General features: G+C 34.1%; 35 protein-coding genes and 4 pseudogenes. 34 read left to right on the top strand and 5 right to left on the bottom strand.

What is annotated here, in order from left to right:
- Nucleotides 1-292: 292 nt before the first annotated feature.
- A complete protein-coding gene (locus BAQ49_RS14500; protein WP_071745886.1) occupies nucleotides 293-670 on the top strand; it encodes a hypothetical protein in 378 nt (125 codons plus the stop codon).
- 398 nt (nucleotides 671-1,068) lie between these two features.
- Here BAQ49_RS14500 and BAQ49_RS14495 read toward each other — a convergent pair.
- Nucleotides 1,069-1,266: pseudogene (locus BAQ49_RS14495) on the bottom strand (MarR family winged helix-turn-helix transcriptional regulator); the annotation flags it as partial.
- A gap of 230 nt (nucleotides 1,267-1,496) precedes the next feature.
- Between BAQ49_RS14495 and BAQ49_RS14490 the strand changes: the two are divergent.
- From BAQ49_RS14490 to BAQ49_RS14475, 4 genes and pseudogenes are all read left to right on the top strand, one after another.
- Nucleotides 1,497-2,021, top strand: a pseudogene (locus BAQ49_RS14490) (FGGY family carbohydrate kinase); the annotation flags it as partial.
- A pseudogene (gnd, locus tag BAQ49_RS14485) lies at nucleotides 1,979-2,605 on the top strand (phosphogluconate dehydrogenase (NAD(+)-dependent, decarboxylating)); the annotation flags it as partial. The pseudogenes BAQ49_RS14490 and gnd, both read left to right, overlap by 43 nt.
- Nucleotides 2,606-2,757: 152 nt before the next feature.
- Nucleotides 2,758-3,294, top strand: coding sequence for an NADPH-dependent FMN reductase (locus tag BAQ49_RS14480; protein WP_071745885.1), 537 nt, complete (start codon nucleotides 2,758-2,760; stop codon nucleotides 3,292-3,294).
- A 1-nt stretch (nucleotide 3,295) separates the two neighbouring features.
- A pseudogene (locus tag BAQ49_RS14475) lies at nucleotides 3,296-3,976 on the top strand (MFS transporter); the annotation flags it as partial.
- 56 nt (nucleotides 3,977-4,032) lie between these two features.
- Here the strand turns inward: BAQ49_RS14475 and BAQ49_RS14470 are convergent.
- Together BAQ49_RS14470 and BAQ49_RS14465 are read right to left on the bottom strand one after the other, a co-directional pair.
- On the bottom strand, nucleotides 4,033-5,094 hold the full coding sequence (locus tag BAQ49_RS14470) for a tyrosine-type recombinase/integrase (protein ID WP_071745884.1): 1,062 nt from the start codon (nucleotides 5,092-5,094) through the stop codon (nucleotides 4,033-4,035).
- 75 nt (nucleotides 5,095-5,169) lie between these two features.
- A complete protein-coding gene (locus tag BAQ49_RS14465; RefSeq protein WP_002192998.1) occupies nucleotides 5,170-5,799 on the bottom strand; it encodes a LexA family protein in 630 nt (209 codons plus the stop codon).
- A 159-nt stretch (nucleotides 5,800-5,958) separates the two neighbouring features.
- Between BAQ49_RS14465 and BAQ49_RS14460 the strand changes: the two genes are divergently transcribed.
- The 13 genes from BAQ49_RS14460 (at nucleotide 5,959) to BAQ49_RS14415 (ending at nucleotide 11,510) form a co-directional block, all read left to right on the top strand.
- Nucleotides 5,959-6,186 carry a helix-turn-helix domain-containing protein gene (locus BAQ49_RS14460; protein WP_002192996.1) on the top strand — a complete coding sequence of 76 codons (228 nt, stop codon included), beginning with the start codon at nucleotides 5,959-5,961 and terminating at the stop codon, nucleotides 6,184-6,186.
- Nucleotides 6,187-6,331: 145 nt separating this feature from the next.
- Nucleotides 6,332-6,520: a helix-turn-helix transcriptional regulator gene (locus BAQ49_RS14455; RefSeq protein WP_002192995.1), complete on the top strand. Its 189-nt coding sequence runs from the start codon at nucleotides 6,332-6,334 to the stop codon at nucleotides 6,518-6,520.
- A 187-nt stretch (nucleotides 6,521-6,707) separates the two neighbouring features.
- Entirely contained in the window at nucleotides 6,708-6,863 is a 156-nt protein-coding gene (locus tag BAQ49_RS32945) for a DUF6906 family protein (RefSeq protein WP_165616047.1), read from the top strand.
- Between the two features lie 16 nt (nucleotides 6,864-6,879).
- Nucleotides 6,880-7,644, top strand: coding sequence for an ORF6C domain-containing protein (locus BAQ49_RS14450; protein ID WP_071745883.1), 765 nt, complete (start codon nucleotides 6,880-6,882; stop codon nucleotides 7,642-7,644).
- Nucleotides 7,645-7,656: 12 nt separating this feature from the next.
- Nucleotides 7,657-7,854, top strand: a complete 198-nt coding sequence (locus BAQ49_RS14445) for a hypothetical protein (protein WP_071745882.1) — start codon at nucleotides 7,657-7,659, stop codon at nucleotides 7,852-7,854.
- Between the two features lie 230 nt (nucleotides 7,855-8,084).
- Nucleotides 8,085-8,270 (top strand): hypothetical protein, encoded by a 186-nt coding sequence (locus BAQ49_RS32940; protein ID WP_165616045.1) that lies wholly within the window; start codon nucleotides 8,085-8,087, stop codon nucleotides 8,268-8,270.
- On the top strand, nucleotides 8,267-9,148 hold the full coding sequence (locus BAQ49_RS14440) for a DnaD domain-containing protein (RefSeq protein WP_071745881.1): 882 nt from the start codon (nucleotides 8,267-8,269) through the stop codon (nucleotides 9,146-9,148). The genes BAQ49_RS32940 and BAQ49_RS14440 overlap by 4 nt, the downstream gene beginning before the upstream one ends.
- Nucleotides 9,090-9,953, top strand: coding sequence for an ATP-binding protein (locus BAQ49_RS14435; protein ID WP_071745880.1), 864 nt, complete (start codon nucleotides 9,090-9,092; stop codon nucleotides 9,951-9,953). The genes BAQ49_RS14440 and BAQ49_RS14435 overlap by 59 nt, the downstream gene beginning before the upstream one ends.
- Nucleotides 9,954-9,955: 2 nt before the next feature.
- Nucleotides 9,956-10,132: a hypothetical protein gene (locus tag BAQ49_RS32935; RefSeq protein ID WP_084667439.1), complete on the top strand. Its 177-nt coding sequence runs from the start codon at nucleotides 9,956-9,958 to the stop codon at nucleotides 10,130-10,132.
- A gap of 43 nt (nucleotides 10,133-10,175) precedes the next feature.
- Nucleotides 10,176-10,349, top strand: a complete 174-nt coding sequence (locus tag BAQ49_RS14430) for a DUF3954 domain-containing protein (protein WP_071745879.1) — start codon at nucleotides 10,176-10,178, stop codon at nucleotides 10,347-10,349.
- A 14-nt stretch (nucleotides 10,350-10,363) separates the two neighbouring features.
- A complete protein-coding gene (locus BAQ49_RS14425) occupies nucleotides 10,364-10,618 on the top strand; it encodes a hypothetical protein (RefSeq protein ID WP_071745878.1) in 255 nt (84 codons plus the stop codon).
- Between the two features lie 163 nt (nucleotides 10,619-10,781).
- Nucleotides 10,782-10,964 carry a hypothetical protein gene (locus tag BAQ49_RS14420; RefSeq protein WP_071745877.1) on the top strand — a complete coding sequence of 61 codons (183 nt, stop codon included), beginning with the start codon at nucleotides 10,782-10,784 and terminating at the stop codon, nucleotides 10,962-10,964.
- A gap of 303 nt (nucleotides 10,965-11,267) precedes the next feature.
- A complete protein-coding gene (locus BAQ49_RS14415) occupies nucleotides 11,268-11,510 on the top strand; it encodes a hypothetical protein (protein ID WP_071745876.1) in 243 nt (80 codons plus the stop codon).
- 647 nt (nucleotides 11,511-12,157) lie between these two features.
- Here BAQ49_RS14415 and gerPF read toward each other — a convergent pair.
- Nucleotides 12,158-12,373, bottom strand: coding sequence for a spore germination protein GerPF (gene gerPF, locus BAQ49_RS14410; protein WP_071745875.1), 216 nt, complete (start codon nucleotides 12,371-12,373; stop codon nucleotides 12,158-12,160).
- 145 nt (nucleotides 12,374-12,518) lie between these two features.
- Between gerPF and BAQ49_RS14405 the strand changes: the two genes are divergently transcribed.
- The 4 genes from BAQ49_RS14405 (at nucleotide 12,519) to BAQ49_RS14395 (ending at nucleotide 13,955) form a co-directional block, all read left to right on the top strand.
- Nucleotides 12,519-12,641 carry a DUF3983 domain-containing protein gene (locus BAQ49_RS14405; RefSeq protein WP_071745874.1) on the top strand — a complete coding sequence of 41 codons (123 nt, stop codon included), beginning with the start codon at nucleotides 12,519-12,521 and terminating at the stop codon, nucleotides 12,639-12,641.
- A 113-nt stretch (nucleotides 12,642-12,754) separates the two neighbouring features.
- On the top strand, nucleotides 12,755-12,925 hold the full coding sequence (locus BAQ49_RS32930) for a hypothetical protein (protein ID WP_084667437.1): 171 nt from the start codon (nucleotides 12,755-12,757) through the stop codon (nucleotides 12,923-12,925).
- A 20-nt stretch (nucleotides 12,926-12,945) separates the two neighbouring features.
- On the top strand, nucleotides 12,946-13,416 hold the full coding sequence (locus BAQ49_RS14400; protein ID WP_071745873.1) for an ArpU family phage packaging/lysis transcriptional regulator: 471 nt from the start codon (nucleotides 12,946-12,948) through the stop codon (nucleotides 13,414-13,416).
- Nucleotides 13,413-13,955 carry a tyrosine-type recombinase/integrase gene (locus BAQ49_RS14395; protein WP_071745872.1) on the top strand — a complete coding sequence of 181 codons (543 nt, stop codon included), beginning with the start codon at nucleotides 13,413-13,415 and terminating at the stop codon, nucleotides 13,953-13,955. The genes BAQ49_RS14400 and BAQ49_RS14395 overlap by 4 nt, the downstream gene beginning before the upstream one ends.
- Nucleotides 13,956-14,232: 277 nt before the next feature.
- On the opposite strand, the gene BAQ49_RS14390 is transcribed toward BAQ49_RS14395, so the two are convergent.
- Nucleotides 14,233-15,681, bottom strand: a complete 1,449-nt coding sequence (locus BAQ49_RS14390; RefSeq protein ID WP_071745871.1) for an ApeA N-terminal domain 1-containing protein — start codon at nucleotides 15,679-15,681, stop codon at nucleotides 14,233-14,235.
- A 420-nt stretch (nucleotides 15,682-16,101) separates the two neighbouring features.
- Here BAQ49_RS14390 and BAQ49_RS14385 point away from each other — a divergent pair, with 420 nt between their 5' ends.
- The 12 genes from BAQ49_RS14385 to BAQ49_RS14330 all read left to right on the top strand — a co-directional run bounded on the left by BAQ49_RS14385 (nucleotide 16,102) and on the right by BAQ49_RS14330 (nucleotide 23,784).
- Nucleotides 16,102-16,317 (top strand): hypothetical protein, encoded by a 216-nt coding sequence (locus BAQ49_RS14385; RefSeq protein ID WP_071745870.1) that lies wholly within the window; start codon nucleotides 16,102-16,104, stop codon nucleotides 16,315-16,317.
- Nucleotides 16,310-16,672: an HNH endonuclease gene (locus tag BAQ49_RS14380; RefSeq protein ID WP_071745869.1), complete on the top strand. Its 363-nt coding sequence runs from the start codon at nucleotides 16,310-16,312 to the stop codon at nucleotides 16,670-16,672. The genes BAQ49_RS14385 and BAQ49_RS14380 overlap by 8 nt, the downstream gene beginning before the upstream one ends.
- A 161-nt stretch (nucleotides 16,673-16,833) precedes the next feature.
- Nucleotides 16,834-17,214, top strand: coding sequence for a phage terminase small subunit P27 family (locus BAQ49_RS14375; protein WP_071745868.1), 381 nt, complete (start codon nucleotides 16,834-16,836; stop codon nucleotides 17,212-17,214).
- The gene (locus BAQ49_RS14370; protein WP_071745867.1) at nucleotides 17,195-18,967 is read left to right on the top strand and encodes a terminase large subunit; all 1,773 of its coding nucleotides are present in this window, start codon (nucleotides 17,195-17,197) and stop codon (nucleotides 18,965-18,967) included. The genes BAQ49_RS14375 and BAQ49_RS14370 overlap by 20 nt, the downstream gene beginning before the upstream one ends.
- A gap of 15 nt (nucleotides 18,968-18,982) precedes the next feature.
- Entirely contained in the window at nucleotides 18,983-20,197 is a 1,215-nt protein-coding gene (locus tag BAQ49_RS14365; RefSeq protein WP_071745866.1) for a phage portal protein, read from the top strand.
- Nucleotides 20,175-20,927, top strand: coding sequence for a head maturation protease, ClpP-related (locus BAQ49_RS14360; protein ID WP_071745865.1), 753 nt, complete (start codon nucleotides 20,175-20,177; stop codon nucleotides 20,925-20,927). The genes BAQ49_RS14365 and BAQ49_RS14360 overlap by 23 nt, the downstream gene beginning before the upstream one ends.
- Entirely contained in the window at nucleotides 20,927-22,108 is a 1,182-nt protein-coding gene (locus BAQ49_RS14355) for a phage major capsid protein (RefSeq protein ID WP_071745864.1), read from the top strand. The genes BAQ49_RS14360 and BAQ49_RS14355 overlap by 1 nt, the downstream gene beginning before the upstream one ends.
- Nucleotides 22,086-22,385 (top strand): fibronectin type III domain-containing protein, encoded by a 300-nt coding sequence (locus BAQ49_RS14350; RefSeq protein ID WP_425266544.1) that lies wholly within the window; start codon nucleotides 22,086-22,088, stop codon nucleotides 22,383-22,385. Before BAQ49_RS14355 ends, BAQ49_RS14350 begins: the two co-directional genes overlap by 23 nt.
- Before the next feature lie 8 nt (nucleotides 22,386-22,393).
- The gene (locus BAQ49_RS14345) at nucleotides 22,394-22,669 is read left to right on the top strand and encodes a head-tail connector protein (RefSeq protein WP_071745862.1); all 276 of its coding nucleotides are present in this window, start codon (nucleotides 22,394-22,396) and stop codon (nucleotides 22,667-22,669) included.
- On the top strand, nucleotides 22,656-23,003 hold the full coding sequence (locus BAQ49_RS14340) for a phage head closure protein (RefSeq protein ID WP_071745861.1): 348 nt from the start codon (nucleotides 22,656-22,658) through the stop codon (nucleotides 23,001-23,003). The genes BAQ49_RS14345 and BAQ49_RS14340 overlap by 14 nt, the downstream gene beginning before the upstream one ends.
- Nucleotides 22,991-23,428, top strand: a complete 438-nt coding sequence (locus BAQ49_RS14335; RefSeq protein WP_071745860.1) for an HK97-gp10 family putative phage morphogenesis protein — start codon at nucleotides 22,991-22,993, stop codon at nucleotides 23,426-23,428. Before BAQ49_RS14340 ends, BAQ49_RS14335 begins: the two co-directional genes overlap by 13 nt.
- Complete coding sequence (locus tag BAQ49_RS14330; RefSeq protein ID WP_071745859.1) at nucleotides 23,425-23,784, top strand: structural protein; 360 nt, start codon at nucleotides 23,425-23,427, stop codon at nucleotides 23,782-23,784. The genes BAQ49_RS14335 and BAQ49_RS14330 overlap by 4 nt, the downstream gene beginning before the upstream one ends.
- Nucleotides 23,785-23,786 lie beyond the last annotated feature (2 nt).

Genomic DNA, 23,786 nt, shown 5'->3' with positions numbered 1-23,786 from the left:
CCATAAAAAATACTCCCCTTAGATAAACAGATTTTTATTTTTTATCTGTCTACCTAATGGGGAGCATATCAAGATTGATTAAAATGGATTCTTTTCATATGAATACATATACAGTTTTTATAAAAAAGTTCGATCATATATAAATCATCGTCGTACAAGGGAGATGTTCACCTAAAGATTGTCTGAAGGGTTTGAAATGAAGTTAAGAGAATTAATAGGAGAGATTAAAAAATTAAATTCGGCAGACTTCATGTAATAAACTGAAAATTCTGACATGAGAGGGGGAATAAAAATGAATATTTCTGTTAAATATCAAGAAAAAGTTAAACATGATTTAGAACCTAATGAACAAATTATCGATGTCTTTACTGGAAGAACTGCCCCTACTAATTGGGTGATGAAACTTCTTCCTGAAATTTCTTGGCTCACTAAAGAGAATATGCCAATAGTTTTAGTGATAACAAACCAAAGATTGCTTGTATATAAACAACAAATAAATTTGGACATTCAACTCGCCATCGGAATTCATCGCTTCGATATAACGGAATGTAAAGAACTAACTAGTGTACTTAATGGAGCAATTCAAGTTACTTTAAAAGACAATCAATCTTTCAAGTTTGTCTTTAAAAAGGAACGGATGCCGAAAATCCTAAAAGAACTTACAAATTAAATTTATGTGTTTCAGAGGATACCAGATATACCATTGTGTGACAAGGTCTTGTTTATACAGCAAGGCTTTTTCTTATGTGTTACAATCACATTCCAAAGTATTATTCTACTCATTAAAATTACCCCTTGTGTTTAATTTATTTTGGTAAAGTGTGTTTCTGTTTTTAATCAACGTATTATTTAAACTGCTAAATTTCATTTGGCTTTTACTCAACAATCTGGCCCTTTAATGGAATAACTTTATTATCAATTAACAGATTTTTAATCCACAAGAAAAACCGAAATCCCTTTTTTAAAGAGATAGGAAATTCCGGTGCATCTTTTTTATAAACGGTTAAACTTTTTCAAAACCACAGATGGTACACCATGTACGGCTAGTCTCTTTTATAAACTCTATATTTACCAGACTGGTCTTACTCCCGATATAAATTTATCTTCTCTTGCTTCATCAACTATTTTTGTTAAATCTTCTCTGATCATTTGTATTCGTTCAGCACCTATCTTTTCACTCAAGCGCTGTTCTATCTCAGCTAGTATTTCCCCTTTTGCTTTCACTACTAACCAACCTCGTTTAGTCAAAACAATAGTTTTCCCTCTGTATGTGTTGTTAATGAGAGGAAAAGAGTGTGTTGCGAAACGAATATAATGCAACTTTACCGCACGGAAAAGCTAATTCTAGTATGTAAATGAAATGGAATGAAGGGGTTTGTTTTTTTGTTATGAAAAAAATTTTCTTTATAAAACTTTATTTAAGAAAAAATTTATATACTAATTCATGTAAACGGTTTACTAAATCGTATATTGCTAGAAATGAAGGAAAGATCCGCATGGAAACAAGGGGGAGAGTAATCGGGATTGACATCGGTACCACAAGTGCGAAGACGGTTGTGTTCACAGAAAAAGGGAAAGTCGTTGCGTCACATGCAATTGATTATCCAATTATTCAACCAAACGTCGGATGGGCTGAGCAAGATCCCGATGTAATATGTGCCGCTGTATTCAAAACTGTAAGCGTTGCCATCGAAGAAAGTAATGTGTTACCAGAGGATATTTCTTCAATCGGTATTAGTACAGCAATGCACGCATTAATTGCTGTAGATGAAAACGGTGCGCCGTTAACGAGCTCTATCATTTGGGCAGATAATCGGAGTACGAAACAATCAGAAAAATTATTAGAACATATGAATGGACATGAAATTTATAGACGAACAGGTACACCCATTCATCCAATGTCACCACTTTCTAAATTATTATGGATGAAAGAAGAGGAACTAGAGTTATATAAGAGTGCTTATAAATTTATTTCTATATTGAAGGTGGAAATTCATTCTATAAAGATACGTTGCGTCGTGCTGAAGAAGCGAAAAGCTTTGGCTTACATTACGTAGATATCGGTACATCAGGCGGTGTAGAAGGAGCTAGATACGGTGCTTGTTTAATGGTTGGTGGAGAAAAAGAAATTTATGATCAATTAGAACCGTTATTTAAAGATTTAGCAGTAGAAAACGGTTATTCATATGCGGGCCGCGAGGGTAGTGGGCATTTCTTAAAAATGGTTCATAACGGTATTGAATACGGAATGATGCAAGCAATCGCTGAATGGTTTGAAGTACTAGATAAGAGTGACTTTGATTTCAATTATGAAGATGTTGCAAAAGTATGGACGAACGGATCAGTTATCCGCGGTTGGTTAATGGATTTAACTGAAAAAGCATTTGCAGATGATCCGAAACTTGATGGCATTAAAGGTGTAATGAACTCTTCAGGAGAAGGGAAATGGACTGTTGAAACTGCGCTTGAATTACAAGCAGCGGCACCAGTTATTGCTATGTCATTATTTATGCGCTACCGTTCACAAGAAGATGATACATTCCACGGAAAAGTGGTTTCTGCACTTCGTAATCAATTCGGTGGACATGAGGTTGTGAAAAAATAGGAAATATTAGTTTTGTGAAACTCATACGAAAGTATGAGTTTTTTTATTTCTCATACTATTTAATGAAAGTTTTTCCCTCTTTTTACTGTGTTTTGTATAGAAATTTCTGATAATATATAAATATAACTTGAAAACAAAGGGGAGAAATAATTATGAAACTAGTCGTTATTAACGGTACACCAAGAAAATTCGGTAGAACTCGCGTTGTGGCAAAATATATTGCAGAGCAATTTGAAGGGGAGTTATACGATTTAGCAGTAGCGGAATTGCCTTTATATAATGGAGAAGAATCACAACGTGAATTAGAGGCAGTAAAAAAATTAAAAGCTTTAGTGAAAGCTGCGGATGGAGTAGTACTATGTACACCAGAATATCATAATGCGATGAGCGGAGCGCTGAAAAATTCATTAGACTACTTAAGTAGCAGTGAATTCATCCATAAACCTGTCGCATTGTTAGCAGTTGCTGGAGGAGGTAAAGGGGGAATAAACGCATTAAATAGTATGCGCACTGTCGCTAGAGGCGTTTACGCAAATGCAATCCCAAAACAAGTAGTACTTGATGGATTACATGTGCAAGATGGTGAACTTGGAGAAGATGCAAAACCATTAATTCATGATTTAGTTAAAGAATTAAAAGCATATATGAGCGTATATAAAGAGGTGAAAAAACAATTAGGAGTTGAGTGATATGTCCTCTCTTTATCATGATTCTCGCTTATATTACATTCTAGGAGCCAATAGTTTATCTGCTATTGGCTCTGGGATTGTTATGATAACGATTCCGTGGCTGTTGATTAAGGAAAGTGGGGGAGAGACAACGTTTGGGTATATTTCTATCGTTGCAACTCTCATCATGTTTTTGCTAACGCCATTCATTGGGCAAAGCATAGATCGTTTTTCAAGAAAATCTTTATTGTTATGTAACGAAGGTATCGGGATAGCCATTATAGGAATGATGGCTATTTGGGGATTTGCTGGGCAATCATACAATTCTATTCATTACATTATTATTTATATAGCAGGTTCTTTCTATTATCTATTATTCTATCCCACAATATTTGCATTTAACCAAGAAATATTTCAATCAGAGCATTATAAAAGTTTAAGTGGCACAATGGAAATACAAGGACAATTAACGCAAGTTATTTCAGGTGCAGCTGCTAGCTTTTTAATTGAGATTATTTCTTTGAAATGGATCTTGTTAGTGGATATGTTAACTTTTGCAGGAGCATTTTTCCTGTTCTTATGTATACCGTATGTAAAGAAAAAAGAAGTGAAAGGGAAAGTAACATTTAAGAAGCAATTGTTCGAAGGAATTCACTTTATGAAAAAGCGCCCTAAGTTATTTTGGTTTTTACTAGCGACATATACCTCAAGCTAGTAATACCAACCGTTTAGACGGTTGTGGTAACGCTTTGGTAACGATTATAACAAATCTTTTTCCATTAATGCCACTACTTCTGCTTGTTTGGATGGATACAAGTGGCTATAAGTGTTTAAAGTTGTTGCTACATTTGAATGACCTAGGCGTTGGGCTACAATAAGCGGACTTACACCTTTATTAATGAGGTAAGATGCATGAGAGTGCCTGAATTCATGAAGTACAATCTTTTTCACTCCTGATACCGCTAAAAAGATTTTATATTTTCTAGCTAATGTGGTAGTTGCTATACTATCATAAAATTCACCAAACACCACATAATCCTTTTTCAAAGGAACTTTTAATGTAGCATTATTTTTTATTTCTTTTAGTAGATCCATTACAATAGTAGGTAACATAATGATTCGGTTGGATGCTTTCGTTTTTGGTTTAGTAATATGTTTATTATAGCTTGTTTTATTGATATCAATTGTTTTTTCTTCAAAATTAACATCCTCCCAAGTTAAAGCTAAAAGTTCTCCTTTTCTAGCTCCACTATAATAGAGTGTTGAAAAAAAGGCTATATATATCGATTCGTCTACAACACTGATAAACCTTTTGAATTCTTCAAATTCCCAGAAGTTCATTCTTTTATTAGACTCAATTTCAAAATTCCCTGCAATTCGTGCTGGATTACGATTTAAGCCGTGGAACTTACTTGCAAAATTAAATATAGCGGAAAGTACGTTATGAATCTTTTTTAAAGTTTCAGCTGAATAGTCATGAATAATCTTATTTTGATAATTCATGACATGTTTTGCTGTAATCTTATCTATCTTCATTTTTCCAAATTCTTTTAGTAAGTGATTATATATCATATTTTTAATAGTGTTTATAGAAGACTGTTTTCTCCTCTGGCAGTACCATTCAAAATATTCTTCGGCTAATTGTGAAAAGGTTAGGCTGGAATTAGATTCCGTTTGAATGAGAGCTTTTGCTTCTGCAATTCGTGCTTCTTCTTGTGTTTTAAAGCCACGTCGTTTTACTTGTTTCAAAGTGCCATCAAACTGTCGGATTCTCGCGATAAAGTAATAAGTTCCTCTTTTTTCATCTTTATAAATTGTCATAGGAATCTCCCTTCTTGTAGTAAAAGAGTAGACCGTCGTCTACTCTCTCGATGTTAAATTGCTAGCGCTAGAAATTTAAAGATCTCTTGTAAAGCGTATTGCTTTCCCAATAATTCGTGCCGGTACATTTGGAGTGATAATTATTGGTTCGTATGAAGGGTTATCTGGCATCAAAATTACAACATTGCCTTGCTTTTTTACTCTTTTTAAAGTAGCTTCAGTATCTCCATTAACAAGAACTGCTGCAATTTCTCCGTTTTCCACATCATCTTGCTTTCTAATTAATACAAAAGCCCCATTAGGTATAGTTGGTTCCATTGAATTTCCTTTGGCTTCTAAATAATATATTTCTCCATGTGGTAAAATATCAGATGTTTCATAACGATACCCTTCAAAGTTTTCCTCAGCACATATAGGTAGACCACATGCAATTTTTCCTAATTTCGGCACCTTTACCGGATGAACATTAGCATCATATAAATTAGAGGGTTTATCTTCAGTTAAGTCAGAACGATTAATCTTAAAATAATCAGCTAATAATTGTATTTTATCTGGTCTTGGATAAGTATTAGCCTTAATCCAGTTTGAAACAGTTGTTTCAGGGATATTTATGTCGTTTGCTAGATAAGTCTGTGTGATACCATTACGTTCTAAAAATTTTTTTAAGTTAGCTGCAAAAATTTCTTTCATTTTTTGTGCATCCATTTTTTCTCACCTCACTTTATAATAGTATTTTACCGTTTTTCGGTAGTTATGTAAAGATATAAAATACCGTTTAAAAGTATTTTATGTAATGTTTGGTATTGACCGTACCGTTTAAAGGTAGTATATTGGGTTTAGAAATTATCGAAAGGAGGTAACTTGATGTTTCAGATAACATTAAAAGCTGCTAGAGTAAATGCAGGATTAAGACAAGATGAAGCAGCTGGAATATTAGATATTACAGGAAAAACCCTACGTAATTATGAACAAGGTATAACTGCTATTCCAGGTCATATTTTGCAAAAAGCATCTATTGTATACAAAATTCCTTCTGATTACATTAGATTACCCATAATAAACGATGGTAACTTTGATGATGATTTTTTTTAAATAGAACTACCGTTTAAAGGTAGTATTTCGGAAGGGAAGTCTCGCTTTTTTAAAAAAAATGTCGAAAAATGCTGTCGTAAATTAGTAATTAATAAGATATTACGTATTATTTATTAATAATTTTCGAACCGAGGTGATATGAAACATGTATCAAAATCTTTTTATTGCTCGTAGAGAACAACGCATGACACAGGAAGCAGCAGCCAAAGTGATAAGTATAACAAAACAAAGCTATCACTTAAAAGAATGTGGCAAACGAGATTTTAGCCTTACTGAAGCAAAAATACTTGCTAAACATTTTAAAACAACGATTGATACTCTTTTTAAAAAATAATTAAGGATGGTGAAAGGTCATGAACGGAGTGTTAGCCGCGAGTAAATTAATGAAAGCATCTGAAGTACGTAAGTAATGTGCTGAGATGCGAAATAACCCAGCTTTATTGATAGTTACCGAATTAGAAGCGAAGAAAAGAATGTATGCAATGAGCCGTAAAGTTTCATCTCGAAGGGAGGTGAGTTAATTGAAGAATGGTAAAAAGCCAACCAAGAAGGAAAAGATTCATATTGAGTCATACAATCTTAATCCTGATAATTGGTTAATTTTCAAAAAAGTATGTAATGAATTACATTTGGTACATCGTAATATGAATAAAACTAAGGTTATTCCAAGTTTATAGATAGGAGGGATTTGAAATGAATCAATTAACTGAAGTTAACGAAACACCAATACATAGTGAGCTAGTGTTTGAAAGTAATGGGAAAGTTGTTACAGATAGTTTGATGATTGCAGAAGTATTTAATAAACGTCATGACAATGTTATGTCTGATATCAAAACTCAAATGGATTATGCAGGAGTAGAATTTTCGCTCCTAAATTTTAAGGAGCGAACTTATGAAAACAGAGGGCGCCGTTATCCTAAAATCGACCTGACTGAAGAAGCCTTTACATTAGTTGTAATGAGCTACAACACAAAAGAAGCTGTACAAATGAAGATTAAGTTTATTGAAGAGTTCAAGCGAATGAAACAACGCATACAAAATCAGCAAAAAATACCAACAGATCCAATGGGTGTTTTAAAACTAACGTTTCAAGCTTTGGAAGGGCATACTCAGGAAATCCAGGAGATTAAATCTGATGTAAAGGACTTACGTGAAAATGCCCCTTTATATGCTGTTGAATGTGACGAAATATCAAAAGCTGTAAGAAAGTTAGGCGTTCTTCTGCTGAGTGGAAAGGATTCTAATGCATACCAGGATATTAGCCTTAGAAGAAAACTATATAGCGATATTTATAGTCAACTACATAGAGAGTTTGGTGTGAATAGTTATAAAGCTATCAAACGTCATCATTTAGATAGAGCAATCCAAATCATTAATGAAGAATATTCAATTCCAACGGTTTTAGATGAAGAAATTACAGCTACAAATGCACAAATAAATATGACGGAAGTTCAATAGGAGGAAAAGAAAATGAAGGAAACTAAATATTTTGTACTTCACAACAGGGGATATGGACTAAATGCTTACGAGTGTGAATCAAAAGCAGAAGCAACTCGTAAGATTAAGAGGCTAATTGAAGATGGTGAACCAACATCAACTATCATACTTACACAACAGGTTTCTCTAAAAACACAGATTCACCATGTAACAGTTGAAATTGATGATTAATAATATGCTGAATTTATATAGAAAGGGAGTGATTTAGTAGAAGATTCAACATTGTTAGCTATATTCGGAATGTTAATCGCATGTAGTGTATGGTTGTTTTACATTACTTACGAACCAATAAAACAATGGGCTTGGAGTGATGTGAAAGAAAATAAAAAGACCCATTGCAGTGGGGCCTTTTCAAAAAACAAGTTGTTATTAGTGTATCACGGAAAGTAGAGAAATAGTACATGGATTTAATTGTTTATCAAGTGCTATTACCTAATAAGTTCTGGGGGTTAGTAAAAAGCGAAGAAGAATTAAAACGAATGGTTGAACAGTATCTCAGTTTTGGTTATCCACAGTATGAAATTCAAAAAATATTAAAAGCGGACAAGCACACCTGGCGATTTGTATTAGGAGGTAATAGTTTATGACAAACACTATATTTGAAATTGGCGGATTAACTTTTAAAGGTAATGTGGTAGATCATGAATGGTTTAATTACATCACTTTTAACAACGGTAAACCTCATATTGTAGCAATTATGGTTTTAAGTGAAATTGTTTATTGGTACAGACCTACGGTTATCCGTGATGAAGAAAGCGGAAAAGTAACATACAAGAAAAAATTTAAATCAGATAAATTGCAAAAGAGTTATCAACAATTAGCAGAAACATTTGGGTTTTCAAAATTACAGGTGAAAAGGGCATGTGATTTGTTAACGGAAATGACTCTTATTAAAGTTGAATTTCGAACTATCCATGTTGAAGGGAAAGTTTTAAATAATGTGATGTTTGTAGAACCGGTAGCAAATGAAATCAAACTGATCTCTAGTATGTATCAAAATACAGAAGACCCTGGATACTTTGAAGTAAATAGACCTATTACTCCAAAGTCATCACCCTCCTTACTTAAAAGTAAGGACTCTCCCAACTTAGAAGTAAAGACAAATACAGAGATTACTACAGAGAATACTACAAAGAATGTAAGTAGTAGTAATATCTTCTCATTCTATGAAAATAATTTTGGGATTTTAAATCCATTCGTAGCCGATAGTATTACCCAATGGGCAAACGATACAAGCGAAGAACTTGTACAAGCATCCATGGAACGTGCATTGAAACAACAGAAAAAATGGAACTACGCTGAGGGAATTTTAAAACAGTGGGTTAATAAAAACATTCGTACATTAGCAGATGTACATGCATCAGAGACAGAGTTTAAAAACAAAGGTAAAAAAGGGGAGAAAAACAATGCAAGCAATCAAAAAGATAGTAGCTTCATCGACAAATACGACTTCAAGAAACGCTAGTCAAAGATATGTATTGTCTCCTAAGAGATGCACGAATGTCTTTTTAGTAGGGAAAGAAAAATTTAAAGATGTTTGCAGTAAACGCATGTTGATAGATATAGAAACAAATGAGGAATTTTGTCCTCAATGTAGATCGGTAGAACAAGAAGATCAGAAATTAGCTATAGAGACACTAGCTATAAAAAAGAAAAATGAAATCATTCATTTATATGATTCATTTGCAGATAACAGTTTAATAAATGACAAACTCAAAAAAGCTACATTTGAAAATTATTTACCACCTAAAAAGGAATTGGCTGATGCGAAAGAAATAATTATGAACTTTGTTGCTTCATTCAATAAGGAAGAACCAACGAGTCTGATTATAACGGGTGATTACGGCGTAGGGAAAAGTCATTTGTGTGTAGCAGCCACTAAAGAACTTATGAAAAAGGGTCATAGTGCCATGTTCATTCAAATGAATAAGTTATTCACTAAAATAAAATCTACATGGAATAAAAACAGCGATATGACAGAGGACAAGCTTATGTCCCTTCTAGCAAAAGTTGATGTCTTGATTATCGATGACTTCGGAGCGGAATTCACGGAGAAAGATAAAGAAGGGGTTACATGGAAGCAAACAAAAACAAATGAAATCGTTGATAGTCGTATAGGTAAAAGTACTTTATTTACTACCAACTTTAATATTGGTGAATTAGCAGGGATGTATGGAGAACGTGATTTTAGTCGGATGATGGAAAATGCTGAAATGTTAGAAATGCATGGCGATAATTATAGATTACGCAATTTTAAAAAGAGGGAATAACAATGTGTGCATTGTGTCAGGGTACAGGAATTATTCGTAGAGAAACTTATCCAAGTGTAACTGAAACGAACAGTTGCAATTGTGAAGTGGCAAAACAACAGCAAGAAGAAAATCAAAAACGTTGGGAAGCATGGCTAGTACATTTTGAGTCAATGAAGCAAGAGTTACAACGTAATTAACAACAAAAAGTTAGCTAACAAGAAAAAGGGGGATTTCAGTTGTATGAAGCCTACGAAAATTGAAATCGAAGTTACGGATAATAAAATTTATGTGGTCAAAAATGGTGAGGTTACTCCGCTGAACCCTCCAGTAACAGGATTCGGAGAGCAAACGATTATTTGGCAAGGTGGAAAAGTTGATCGCGTATCAACTACAAGTACGGAAAAAATAAAATAACTGGGGATGCGATTATGAAGCAATTAACAATTGATGATGTTATAGGTAGTTTCAACTATAAAGCGATAAGTACCAGTGAAAAGTTTTTGAATCCAAGCTATGAAGTACATTTCTACGATAAAGAGGAACGGCAAAAGATGGATTGCTTTGATGCTAAGACTGAAATTGAAGCTTGGAACGCAGCGATAGAAGAGCATGGGGAAGGTATTCAGAAGATTAGGATAAGTTGTTCGGGTCGTACCAGATCTGAATTTTTGGCACTAGATTAGGAGGGGGAAATGATGGCTTTCAATCGTTGGCTAACTGATGAGGAATATAAGCAGGCTGAATCAAATGGTATTAGCAGAAGAGTTCCCTACATGAGGATGTACAGATATCGTGTTGATGTGAAGTAAGACCAAATTTGAATTTTATTAAAAAGGAGAATGAGAAATGGGAACATTAGTTGTTAATTGTGGAGAATATGAATTTACTAGGTTTGAAAGTGCTGTACGAACTTTAGAACAAGAATATGGATACGAAGGTGAAGCATGGGAAATGGTTGTGGCAAGTGGTGATTTAGAAATATTATGTGACTTTCTAAATGGTGATGGTTTAAATGCTGAAATTGAATAAAAGCGTTATTTTGTTGAAAAGTAATGCGGAGATAAATAAGACCGCTCCTTTTATCGGAACGGCCGTACAAATAACCTGTGCTGGAGTTCGCATCAAATGGCTTAAGATGTTTTCTCTAAACAGTATGGGCAAGGATTTTTACGATTATACGTAAAAATGGCAGGTAATTGATTAAGTTACCTGCCATGTTCTAAAACAATACGGAGGAGAGAGCCCCGATTTGAAAAGAGTGAAGCCGTGGGAAGTCGGCTTGTAGGTAGTATGTACGATATAAAAAAGATTATACGAAAAGGGGAATGGGAAATGGATGCATTAGACTTATATATTTTTTGTGAAGATAAAGAAATGGATTGGCGTGACGACAAACTTATTATATGGCTTCATTTTGACCAATTAAAAGAGTTTACTGAGTTATTAGGTCCTAGTCATTTTGATGAAGGTGGTATGGAAGTGCATCTTAAAAGTGATTGTATTGCATTTGATCTATGTGAGATTTGTGAAGACTGGGAGATTGATCCAGAAAGAATTCTAAAGAAAGAAAACTAAACAAAATAGTTATTTTAATTAAAAAAGCAGTTAGCTTTTGCTAGCTGCTTCACTCCCTGGAGAGTTATCGTTATGTAATTTAGATAAAGATACTAGCTATTAAAAGTATAGCTCCTATCAAAATTAGAGAATCAAATAAAATCAAGAACTGGTTTTTCTGTGGTTTTCGAAATTCCTTTATTAAGCTAAAAACTGCACTCATTCCGAAACAGATGTATAACAAAATCATTATTGTTTCTGACACACTTAACACTCCTAATATATTGATAATCTAATTATATAACGAAAAACATATGCATGTAAGTTTTTAACAAAATCTTTATTTTAATAAAAGAAACCCCGAATGTCTGCGGGGCTTCTAAGGGTAATCGTCAAGTAATGACGTACTCGACTAATTAACGATATCATGAATTTTTTGGTGAAAATACTGGTAAATGTGTCCAAATGAATGAGGCATCATTTTGAACAAAAACGCTATTTTAATCTCAAACAAAAGAGCAGCTAGCAAAAGCTAACTGCTCAATGCGGATTGGAGATCTCGATTAGTACGGTTACACATAAGAGATTTCCGGCTGTTTACCAGCCTATCTACAGTATTGCCGGAATATTGAGTTTTATTCAGGGGAGGAAGAGGAAAATGAACAATTCTAGACTGTTCCAATTTGGTTTTGGTCTGCAACATCAGAATCGAATGTGTTTGTTGCGCTAACACCGCTAAAGGCATTGACAACAAAACCGACATTGGATGATCCTGAACCATTATAAGCCTTCGTATTTTCCTTTGGAGAAACGTTATAAAAATCACCTAAGTTGAAAGAACCGTTACTATTTTGTACAACCAGATTTCCAACAACAGATGGCATAGGTTTCACCTGCTTTCCTAGGAAGTAATTAAATTAGTATATGGTGTATGCGTCTAGAGGTTCATCTGGATCTGAAAATTTTGAAATGAAGGTTGTTTGAAAACTTAACAAAATAATCCTTTTAGAAGAAAGAGAGGTTAGGAGAATGGCTAATTTAAAGAAAAGGAAAGTAAGAAAGGCTATTGCTCGTCGTGCGAAAGCCGTTGAGAAACACGAAGTTAATAAAGCTTGGAGAAATCTCTTTGTACAAGCAGGTATTATCAAATAAATGAAAACCAAATACAGTCCGGCTAGAAAACTAGAGGACACCAATTTTTAGAGCAGCGATAAAGCTGTTTTAAGAAATGGTGTCCTTTTTATTTTGAGAAGGGAGATGGGGAAATGAAGGTGCTAAGGGATCAATTGCGTGAATGGAATAGGCAATCAAAACAAGTGAAAAAGAAAAACAAGAAAAAACAAAAAGATAAATTAAGCACTCATGAAATTGAAGAGTTAATGGGAATTCGCGGACCACGTTATGAACGCAGACGTGGAGCATTAAGACAAAAATAATAACAATGGAGGAATTTAATATGAATAAACAATTATCATTTAAAATGCCTGTTTTAGATGAAGAAGAGACAAAAAATGAAGTAGAAAAAATATTTGAGGAATATCGTATGTATTTGTCTCAAATGCCAAGTGACATTTTACCAAAATTAACCGCATCGTATTCAATTGTTCCTCCATCTGTAACGAATGAATTTAACAGTTCTACTGAAAATGTAGCTATTGAAAGAGTACAATATGAGATGGCTAGAGATAAATTTATGAATTGGATTCATAGGGCTGTTAACAGGCTACCAAAAAGAGAAAGACAAATTATATATATGTATTACATGGAAGAAGATAAGGGGTATGATCCAGACATAATGGATGAAGTGAAGTTAGGTAGAACAACGTATTATAAAGTGAAAGGAAAAGCTTTATTACGTTTAGCTTTCAGTTTGCGAAAAGAAGTATTTAAACAAAAGGCGCAAGGTGAAGAGGTAGAAATGGTATGAACATTGTACAACCGATTCGAAATAAAGAAATCATCCAAGAAATAAAAGAGTTCTATAAGAAGCAGAATGAGAGGAACTACATTCTGTTTCTTCTTGGTATTAATACAGGATTTAGGATATCAGATATATTACGTTTGCGTGTTCGTGATGTAGAGGGATGGAATATTGTTATACGTGAAAAGAAGACAAGGAAAATAAAAGATATCAAAATGCCATCAGAATTAAAGAAGGCAATTCGTGATTATACAAAAGGAAAGCCGAAAAACGAGTATTTGATTAAAAGTCGGAACGGGAAAAATAAGCCAATTACAAGGGCAATGGCTTATGTGATATTGAATCAAGCAGCGCAAGAGTTTGGGTTAGAACGTATTGGGACACATTCTTTACGTAAAACATACGGATATCACCATTATCAACAGTTTAGAGATGTAGCGGTTCTACAGCAAATGCTAAACCATACAGAGCAAAAAGAAACATTGAGATACATCGGAATTGAACAAGATGCATTAAATGATTATCAAAGGAAATTTAAAATCTAATTTCTTTCTTTTTTTATCAATTTTTGAATTAGCTACAAACTGAACGTGTCAAATTCATTTCCGCAATAATACATGAAGGCTTGATACATATAAGTTAAATGCGTACAGGTGAATTTAACACACTCTAGGTTATAGCTAATTCATTTTTAAAGATTATGGGTGAAAAGATACAAGAAACATTAAAAATAAGTCGATTTAATACAGTAGAAAAAATAATTTGTTAACTGCAAAAAACATGAAAGGTAATATCACCTTCCATGTTTTTTATTGTATAAATTTAATTTAATTCTTTTTTTGCAGTTTCTAAATTGTAGTAGAGATAAAATAACTTATTTTCAATATAATCAGATGCAAATCCTAAATCTATTAATATCAGAGCATGAATTAGGGCGCTTAATCTAATATTGGCTAGATATAATTTGTAATTACGGAAAATATTACTATCTTCGGTTTGAGGATGAGTCATTTTGTTTCTTGTTTCTTTTACTTTATTCATGAACCCCTTCATATCTTTCTTGTTTTTAAAAACTCTATTAAAAATAGGAGCGTCAATTGAATTAGCAACATCAATCAATCTCTTTTTGAAAGGGTATTCATATGCATAGGAAATAGAGTTTTGAATATTTTTCTTTAAGTCTTGAAGTTTATCATCGGTTATTATTTCTTCTAAATTGGTAATAATTTCATCTTTGATTTGATCATAGTCTGAAGGATTACAGAAAGTACTATTTTTAAATCGTAATCGATGATACCCTTCGAGAATACGAGTATAATTGAGGAATTTCCACTCTTCATAAATCCCTTGATACTTAGTATCTAGATATAAATTATATATAGGTTCTAATTCATTATATAAAAGGAACCATGTATTTAAATAAATTGCTAAATTATCCTTGATATCAAGGAAGGTTATACACTTAATCGAATCGATATCTTTTCCTTCTTTAAAATCTTGTTGTGTGAAAAAGACTTTATATTTATTATTCTGAACTTCAGGTGTATCTTTAATTTTAAAAATCAGGTCTTTTAAGAACTGTTCTTTTCCAATAAAAAGAGAAAATAAATTTAAAAGTTTATATATATTATCTAAGAACCAAGTATAATTTTGGGGAGAATTTGATACTAAATCTAATAATGCTTTAAATTCCATACTTACATTTTTATAGCCACTTGTGCTGAAGTTAAAATTCGAATTTGTTGAAAAAATACAATCGATACTAGGAATCTCCCACTTGCTAATTTCTGGGTGTTTAAAGGAAGCGCTAGTACTTTTCATAAAACCATTTTCATCATGTTCAAAGTCATAGGTATATGGCGATGAATTCATGAAACTTTCTAAATAAGTACTATTAAAAGAAACCTTTTCGAATAATAGATCGTCAGCAGAAGAAAAATGACCACCAACAATCATGAAGTTGAATTTATATGTTTGGCTGGGATATCCGGAAAAACTAGTCCTATTTGATGTTTGTATAATATGAAATAAGGAAACTAATTCTCCAGATAATGTTTCGCCACATATAGTATCAAAATGGATCCCTTGTCTAAGACTAAGAGGGTCATCAGCACTTTGTGTTAGACTACCGAATAAATTAAGATATGTATCTTTTGGGGAGAAAGAAAGTTTCCCATGTACTTTATGATTTGGATTGTTTGGATTGAACCAAAATCCGTCTACTTCAAACTCGTCTATCATTGTTTGTTTCATTAACTTAATAGTTTTCATAAAAATCAACCATCCTTTCTAGTGATTATTATAAAGTATTCGCGAACTATTTGCGGACTATTTGTGAACTATTTACGGACACGCTTTTGTTTTTTACATGATATATTTGTATTGTGAGAAGTGGCGGAAAACACAACTCACTATGTTGTTTCTAAAATTCTAAACGGTCTGTAATGACGGCACATAAAATCCGAAACCAGCAGATGGTATTGATTGAATGCTACCGTTAATAAGGAGAGCTTTTGCTCTTCTTCCAGTCACTTAATAATGTCGGCACAGATGATTGTAACAACATTAGGTAATTGGAAAAAGAATAAAACTTCACGTACCGCAATTAAAACATAAATTAATAATTGAGAGAAAAGCATCCATTCGGGTGCTTTTTATTATACAAAGAAAAAAGCCAAGGAGTGTTGAATAATGACAAAACAAAATATAGTTTCAGCTCTTATTGATATTGATACAACAGAAGCGAAAACGAATGTTGAAGAACTTACATTAGCTATCAACGAATGTGTAAGTGCATTCGAGAAGTTAAAAAAGGTTATGAACAAGTATACAGTAGGAGTTGAAACCGTTGAATTGCATTGTGATGGTGAAGTCGTAGCTCGAAATATAGTTAAAGAGAATGAGTGAATACAAAACAAAACAACAGCGAAAGTTCTACGATAAATACAAACGGGATAAAGAAGCGAAGAAGTTCTACGACAGCGCAGCTTGGCGAAGGTGTAGAGAGTTAGCGTTGATACGAGACAACTACCGTTGTCAAGAGTGTATGAAGCACGATCCACTGATACCAGTACCTGCTGATATGGTTCATCATATCAAAGAAAGAAGTGAATATCCTGAGCTTGCATTGACATTAGATAACTTAATTAGTTTATGTAATGAATGTCACAACAAAGAACATCCTGAAAAGGGTGGAGGAAAAAAGAAAAATAAAAGAAAGATTCAGTTCGTAAAAGTAAAAGCGAACAAAGAATTTATATAGCCCCCCTCCTTTTATTGTTGAGAGCCGTTTTCGCCCAGACCGGACGCCTCCTTCGTGCGCACCTCAAGTGGTTTTTCTAAAGGGGGGGAAACCCTGAAAACAAGAACTTTTTATTTTCGAGTAAGCACTTTTTATCCATAAAATGTAAGTGAGGTGATATCGTGGATAAAGGATTGATGGAGAGGAAAGCACCTACTCATCTAAAAAAGGTAGGAAAAGATACTTGGATTCGTATTTGGTCTGTTTTAGAAGGAGAAGGGAAGGCTGACATCAATGATCCCATTGTAGTTGAAGCGATTGCTTTCAGTTATCAAATGTTTAGGGAGATGGCAGCCAATGTTAAAAAAGAAGGACTGACAATGGAGTATACAAATAAAAACGGTTCTACAAATTTGACGAAGCACACTTTGATACCAGAGATACCTAAGTATTTACAGCAGATTCGTCAATATTTAGGAGAGCTAGGGTTAACTGGGGCGAGCCGTAAAAAGCTTCAGGAAGAGTTAACTGGAGATTCTGATGATGATTTCGACGACTTCTAAGCCATCTGAAATAGCTAATTGGTATAAGAATTGGCGAAATGAACAGATACAGCATTTTTATATTTTGGTAGATCCATCTCCTGAACTAAGAACAACTTGGTATGCAGAACAAGTTGTAAAAGGGAACATAAAAGCTAGTAAGAAAAATATTTTGTCTTGTCAACGTCATCTAAATGATTTGAAAAGACAGGGTACTGAGGAGTTCCCTTGGATATTTGAAGAAGAAAAAGCTCATCGCCCTATACGATATATCGAAAAGTTTTGTCGTCCATCAAAAGGTGACTATAAAAGGTTAGTTCTTCAGCCGTGGCAACACTTTGTTATAGGTTCTTTGTATGGATGGGTTCATAAAGATACAGGGCATAGGCGCTTTCGTGAGGGCCTTATTTTTATTGGACGTAAAAACGGAAAAACTACAATGATTTCTGGCTTGTCTAATTATGCTGTTGCTAAAGATAATGAGCCGGGTGCTCGTGTTTATGTTTTGGCAAACACAAAACAACAAGCCGGAGAATTGTTTGATGAAAGTCGTGCAATGGTTCAAAAGTCACCATTTCTTCGGAAGCATTTACGCGAAAATCAGAAAGGGATTTTTCATGATAAAACCCATTCTAAAATCGAGCCTCGGGCATCCGATAGTAAGAAATTAGATGGTTTGAATACACATCTTGGTATTTTTGATGAAATACATGAATTTAAAAACTTTAAGCTAATCAATGTTATTAAAAAATCACGTGGCGCACGTAAACAGCCGATGATTGTTTACATCACTACGGCAGGATATCAGCTTGAAGGTCCACTTGTTCAATACTATGAAATTGCAACTGATGTCTTGGAAGGAATTATCGATCAAGATAGAAAATTTTATTTCATGGCTGAAATGGACAGTGTGGATGAAATCGAGAATCCTGAATTGTGGATTAAAGCGAATCCAAATATGGGAGTTTCGCTTGATCTTCCATCTCTTATCGATGATTGGAATACAGATAAGCATACAGAAGCAGAAAAGAACGACTGGATTACAAAGCAGTTTAATATTTTCGTCGATAATGATGAAATGTCATTTATAGGTATTGAAATATTAAAAAGAAATGAAAGTGTTATAGATGTTGATTCATTAGCTGGCATGGAATGTGTAGCTGGTTATGATTTGTCAGCTACAGAAGATTTTACTAGTGCTTGTTTAGAATTTCCATTAGACGATGGATATGTTTTCGCTTTATCTCATAGTTGGGTTCCGCAAGCTAAAGTGGATCGTGATAATGAAAAAATTGATTATACAGAATTTGTGAAAAAAGGTTGGCTAACTATTATTCCTGGTGAATATGTGAAATATGAGTATGTTTATGATTGGTTTGTTGAGAAGTCTAAACAATATTATATAAAAAAAATCACTTATGACCCTGCCAATGCGTATCGTTTAAATGAAGATTTGAAGGCATATGGATTTGAAACAGAGTCAGTTCGACAAGGGCATTTAACATTGAGTCCGGCATTGAAAGATGTGAAGGAACTCTTATTGGATGGGAAAATAATAAGTAATAAAAACCGTTTATTCCGTTGGTATATGAATAACGTAAAACTTGTGGAAGATAGAAACGGAAACTTTTTACCGTCTAAACAGAGTAAATACCGTAAAATTGATGGTTTTGCAGCATTTTTAAATGCTCATACAGAAGTCATACCAATGCTTTCTCAGCCACAAGGTGACGGGAATATTGAATTTGTATCAGTTAACGATCTATTTAATTAGAAAGGCGGTGAAAATTTGAATTTGTTCAATCGTGTGAAAGGAGCATTGAAAGGTGCGTCTGCGGGATGGAAAGGTGCTGGATTTGACTTCTCTTCATGGTTTGGAAGGAAGTTCTGGGGTATTGATAATACAAAACTAGCTACAAACGAGACGATTTTCAGTGTAATTAGTAGATTATCTAATACAGTAGCTTCTTTACCATTAAAGCTCTATAAGGATTATGACACGGTTTTTAATCAAGTGTCTGATGTTGTAATGAATGAACCAAATCCAAACATGACTGGATTTGAATGGATAAATAAAATAGAAGTTTCAAGAAATGAGAAAGGAAACGGATATGCAGCTATTATTCGTGACATTCGATTTCAAGTGGAATCATTAATTCCTATTGGATCTGCGTATGTGACGCCTTTTTTAAATACGGATGATAATAATCTATGGTATGAGGTACGCGGAATTGAAGGGACTTATTATATCCATAATATGAATATGTTCCATGTCAAACACATTACAGGTATTTCAAGATGGCAAGGTATTTGTCCAATCGATGTTTTACGAAACACTTTAGAATACGATAAGGCCGTGCAGGAATTTAGTTTGTCAGAAATGCAGAAGAAAGATAGCTTTATTTTGGAATATGGAGCTAACGTAGATAGTGATAAAAGACAAAGAATTATTGATGATTTTAGACGCTTTTACCAAGAAAATGGCGGGATTTTATTTAGAGAACCAGGTGTGAATATTGAAGAAATGGAGCGGAAATACTTCGCATCAGATACGTTAGCATCAGAGCGAATTACCCGTTCGCGAGTTGCTAACGTTTTTAATGTACCTGTTTCTTTTTTAAATGATACTGAAGGACAGAGTTATAGTAGCAATGAACAGTTGATGATTCAGTTTGTTCAAATGACTTTAACCCCTATTGCACGTCAGTATGAACAAGAAATGAACCGTAAGTTGCTAAATAAAGATGAAAGGCAATCTGGATATTACTTTAAATTTAATATGAGTGGCTTACTACGTGGTGATACAGCAGCGAGAACACAATTTTATCAAATGATGCTTCGAAGTGGTGGATTAACACCAGATGAAGTGCGTGAATTGGAAGATAAACCACCAAAGGGAGGTTCAGCTTCTCAATTATGGATTTCTGGCGATCTTTATCCAATCGATATGTCCCCAAATCAACGAAAGGGGGTGAAAGGTAGTGGCAAAGAACAAACAGAATAAGTTTTTTCAAATGAAAGCATCCGCCAATGGTAAAACGGCCGATGTTTTTATTTATGGAGAAATTACAAAGTATGCATGGGAAGAGTATGGCGAAGTATCTTCTATTACGTTCAAAAATGAACTTGATGAATTAGGTGATGGTATTGAAAATATTAACCTTTACATCAATAGTCCGGGTGGATCTGTTTTTGAAACGATGGCTATTATCGCAATGTTACAAAGACATCCGGCAAAGGTTATCTCTTATATTGATGGAATAGGCGCTTCGTGTGCATCAGTATTACCAATGATTTCAGACAAAATCATTATGTATGCTAATTCAATGATGATGATTCACAATGCATGGACATACGCATCAGGAAATGCCAATCAGCTACGTAAAGCAGCGGATGACATTGAGCGTATTAATCAATCGATGGTGCAACATTATTTAACTCGTGCTGGTGATAAGTTAGATGAAGAGATATTAAAACAATTACTAGATGCAGAGACGTGGTTATCAGCTGATGAAGCAATGGAATATGGACTTTGTGATGAAATTATCTCAGCAAATAATGCCGCAGCATGCCTAGATGAAAAGTGGATGAAGGAATACAAAAATATTCCAAAACAATTAGTAAATGTACAAGCTAGCATATCATCAAACGAAATGTTAGAACGACAAAAGATTGCCGAAGAGGCGAAAGCTAATGCGGACTATATAAACACAATTTTAGGGGGAATTCATTAATGAAAAATAAATTTCGAGTATCTATTGGTAACTTTCAACACTTCTCAAAGAATACATTATTTGAATTAAAACAAAATTTATCTACTATTGGTCAACAACTACAAAAAGTTGAGAGTGAGTTAGCTCAGAAGGCGATTGATCCATCCGCAACTATGGAGAGTCTTCAAGTGCTACAACAATCAAAGAAAGACCTTCAAATGCGTTTCAATGTAATTAAAGAACAGCATGACACGATGGAAGCTGAACAAAAAGCACAATTTCAAAATCAAACTGGCTTACAAGCTATTGAAGATCCAAAACAAAAAGTAGTTGCAGCGAAAGCAGAATTAGTTCGCGCTACAATTCGTGGAGGTACCTTATCACAAGAAGCACGAGCAGCTCTTGGTGATAAAAATTCAACAGGTGGCGAAAAAATTCTTCCAACTACAATGACAAATGAATTATTGCACGAACCATTTGTTAAAAACCCGTTAAGAGACGTATCTACATTTACAAGTGTAACAAACCTTGAAATCCCAAAGGTTACTTTCACATTAGATGATGATGATTTTATTGCTGATACAGAAACAGGGAAGGAATTGAAAGCAGAAGGTGATGTTGTAATTTTCGGACGTAATAAATTTAAGGTGTTTGTACCTATTTCAGAGACTGTTTTAGCAGCAACTGATACAAACTTAGTACAAACTGTAGATCAAGCTTTAGAAAGCGGTTTAGCAGCAAAAGAGAAGAAAGTAGCATTTGCTACAACGCCTAAAGCTGGAGAAGAAACTATGTCATTCTATAAAGCTGGCATTAAGTCAGTTAAAGGTGCTACTTTATATAAAGCTATTAAGTCAGCAGTTGCAGATTTGCATGAAGCTTTCCGCGCAAATGCAACTATTGAAATGCGTTACGCAGATTATTTAGAAATAATTGAAACCCTTGCTAATGGTAGTGCTACTTTATATAACGCTCAACCAGAACAAGTTTTAGGGAAGCCAGTAAAGTTCTGTGATTCAGCAGTGAATCCTATTGTTGGTGATTTCCGATATTCTCACTTCAACTACGATCCAAATATGATTTATGATCGTGACAAAGATGTAAAAACAGGTATTGAACTATTTGTTTTAACAGCTTGGTTTGATCATAAAATCAAGCTGAAATCAGCATTCCGTATCGCTGAAGTGCAGACTACACCCTAATCCTCCCCAAGGACCAACAGGGTTAAAAGTTGATTCTACAACAGTAACAACGACCAACATTAATTGGTCTCCTGTTGTGTATGATGGGGGCATTAAAGAGTATCAAATACTTCGTAATGGAAAACAAGTAGGGACATCAGTAACAGCGACCTATAAAGACACAGGCCTAACTGGTGATACAACATATTCTTATCAAGTGAAAGCTGTTGGAAATAACGGATTAAATTCTCCGTTAAGCGTTGAATTATCAGCGAAAACCAACGCTTCAGGATCATAGGTGATTATATGTTAGAGCTATTAAAAAGAAAAATGAAAATCGATGGAAATGAAGAGGATACAGATATTCAACTTCTAATTGATGGAGCAAAAGAAGCCTTATTAGCATCAGGTATTCCTGAAAGTGAAAAGGCACTATATAAAATTGCGGTAATAACACATGTATTATTAAACTATGAGAATCAAGATAAATCATTAAATATCCCTGCATTAAAGCAATCATTAGAAACCACCATATTACAATTAAGGGACTATAATTACAGTGATAATCATGAATCCAAGTAAATTAAATAAACGAATAACAATTCAGCAAGAAATCACAAATAAAAAAGATGAAGAAGGGAATCCAGTTCCGTCAGAATGGAAAGATGTTGTCACTGTTTGGGCAAGAGTAAAAACACCATTCGGAAAGGGATTCAATTATGAAATATTCGCTGGAAACACCGAAAACGCGGTTCGTACAGTGAATTTTTTTATGCGATTTCGCAAAGGAATTGATTCAAAGATGCGAGTTTTGTATGGTGGACGACTCTTCGAAATAAAAGCTGTTGTAGATGTTGATGAACAACACAAAGAGACATGCTTAGTGTGTGAGGAGCGATCTATATGGCAGAAGTGACGACATTTGGAATCCAAGAAGCTATTCAGCGTTTTGAAATGTTGGGAAGAAACGTAAAAACTATTGAAAACACAGCATTAAAAAAAGGTGCTGAAGTAGTGAAAGGTGCATTAATGGTAGAAAGTCCAGCCAGTGCATCACCTAAACCGCCTTCGCCGAAAGAGTCATGGCGGACAGGTAAGCATGCAAAAGATGAAGTTCTTGTTGGTAAAATAAAGACTCGAAACGGAATTAAATCAATTAGTGTAGGATGGGAAAAGGATGATAATTCCCCCCACTTTTATATGAAATTCCAAAACTGGGGAACCAGTAAAATGCCACATCCACCACATAAAGGATTTATAGAAAAAACAGTAACCCATACAGAAGTAAAGGCAGTTCATGAAATGAGAAATGTCTTTGCAGCGGCGTTGCATATCGTATGAGATTTTTAGAAAAAGATGTGCTACGTGCTCTTACTACTCCTTTTATTGTGGAAAAGCTGGATGGAGAATATATTTATAACATGATTCGTGGCGACGATAACAGCAAAACATGGATCACTTATTCTGAATTAGATAATGGTGCTGGAAGATACACTGAAGGAGTGGAATCTACCAGCACTATTTTATTTCAAGTTGATATTTGGTCTTTTATGCCTGTTAAGGGTGATCTAAAAGAAGCGGTAAACAATTCTATGAAAAATATAGGTTTTCAACGCATTACAACAGCAAATTTATATGAACCAGATACGAAAATCTATCATTATGGTATGAGGTTTCGTACGGAATTAAAAGTTTAGGA

This window comes from Bacillus proteolyticus, from assembly GCF_001884065.1.
Classification (GTDB): Bacteria; Bacillota; Bacilli; order Bacillales; family Bacillaceae_G; genus Bacillus_A; species Bacillus_A proteolyticus.
This window is presented reverse-complemented; position numbering and strand designations above follow the sequence as displayed.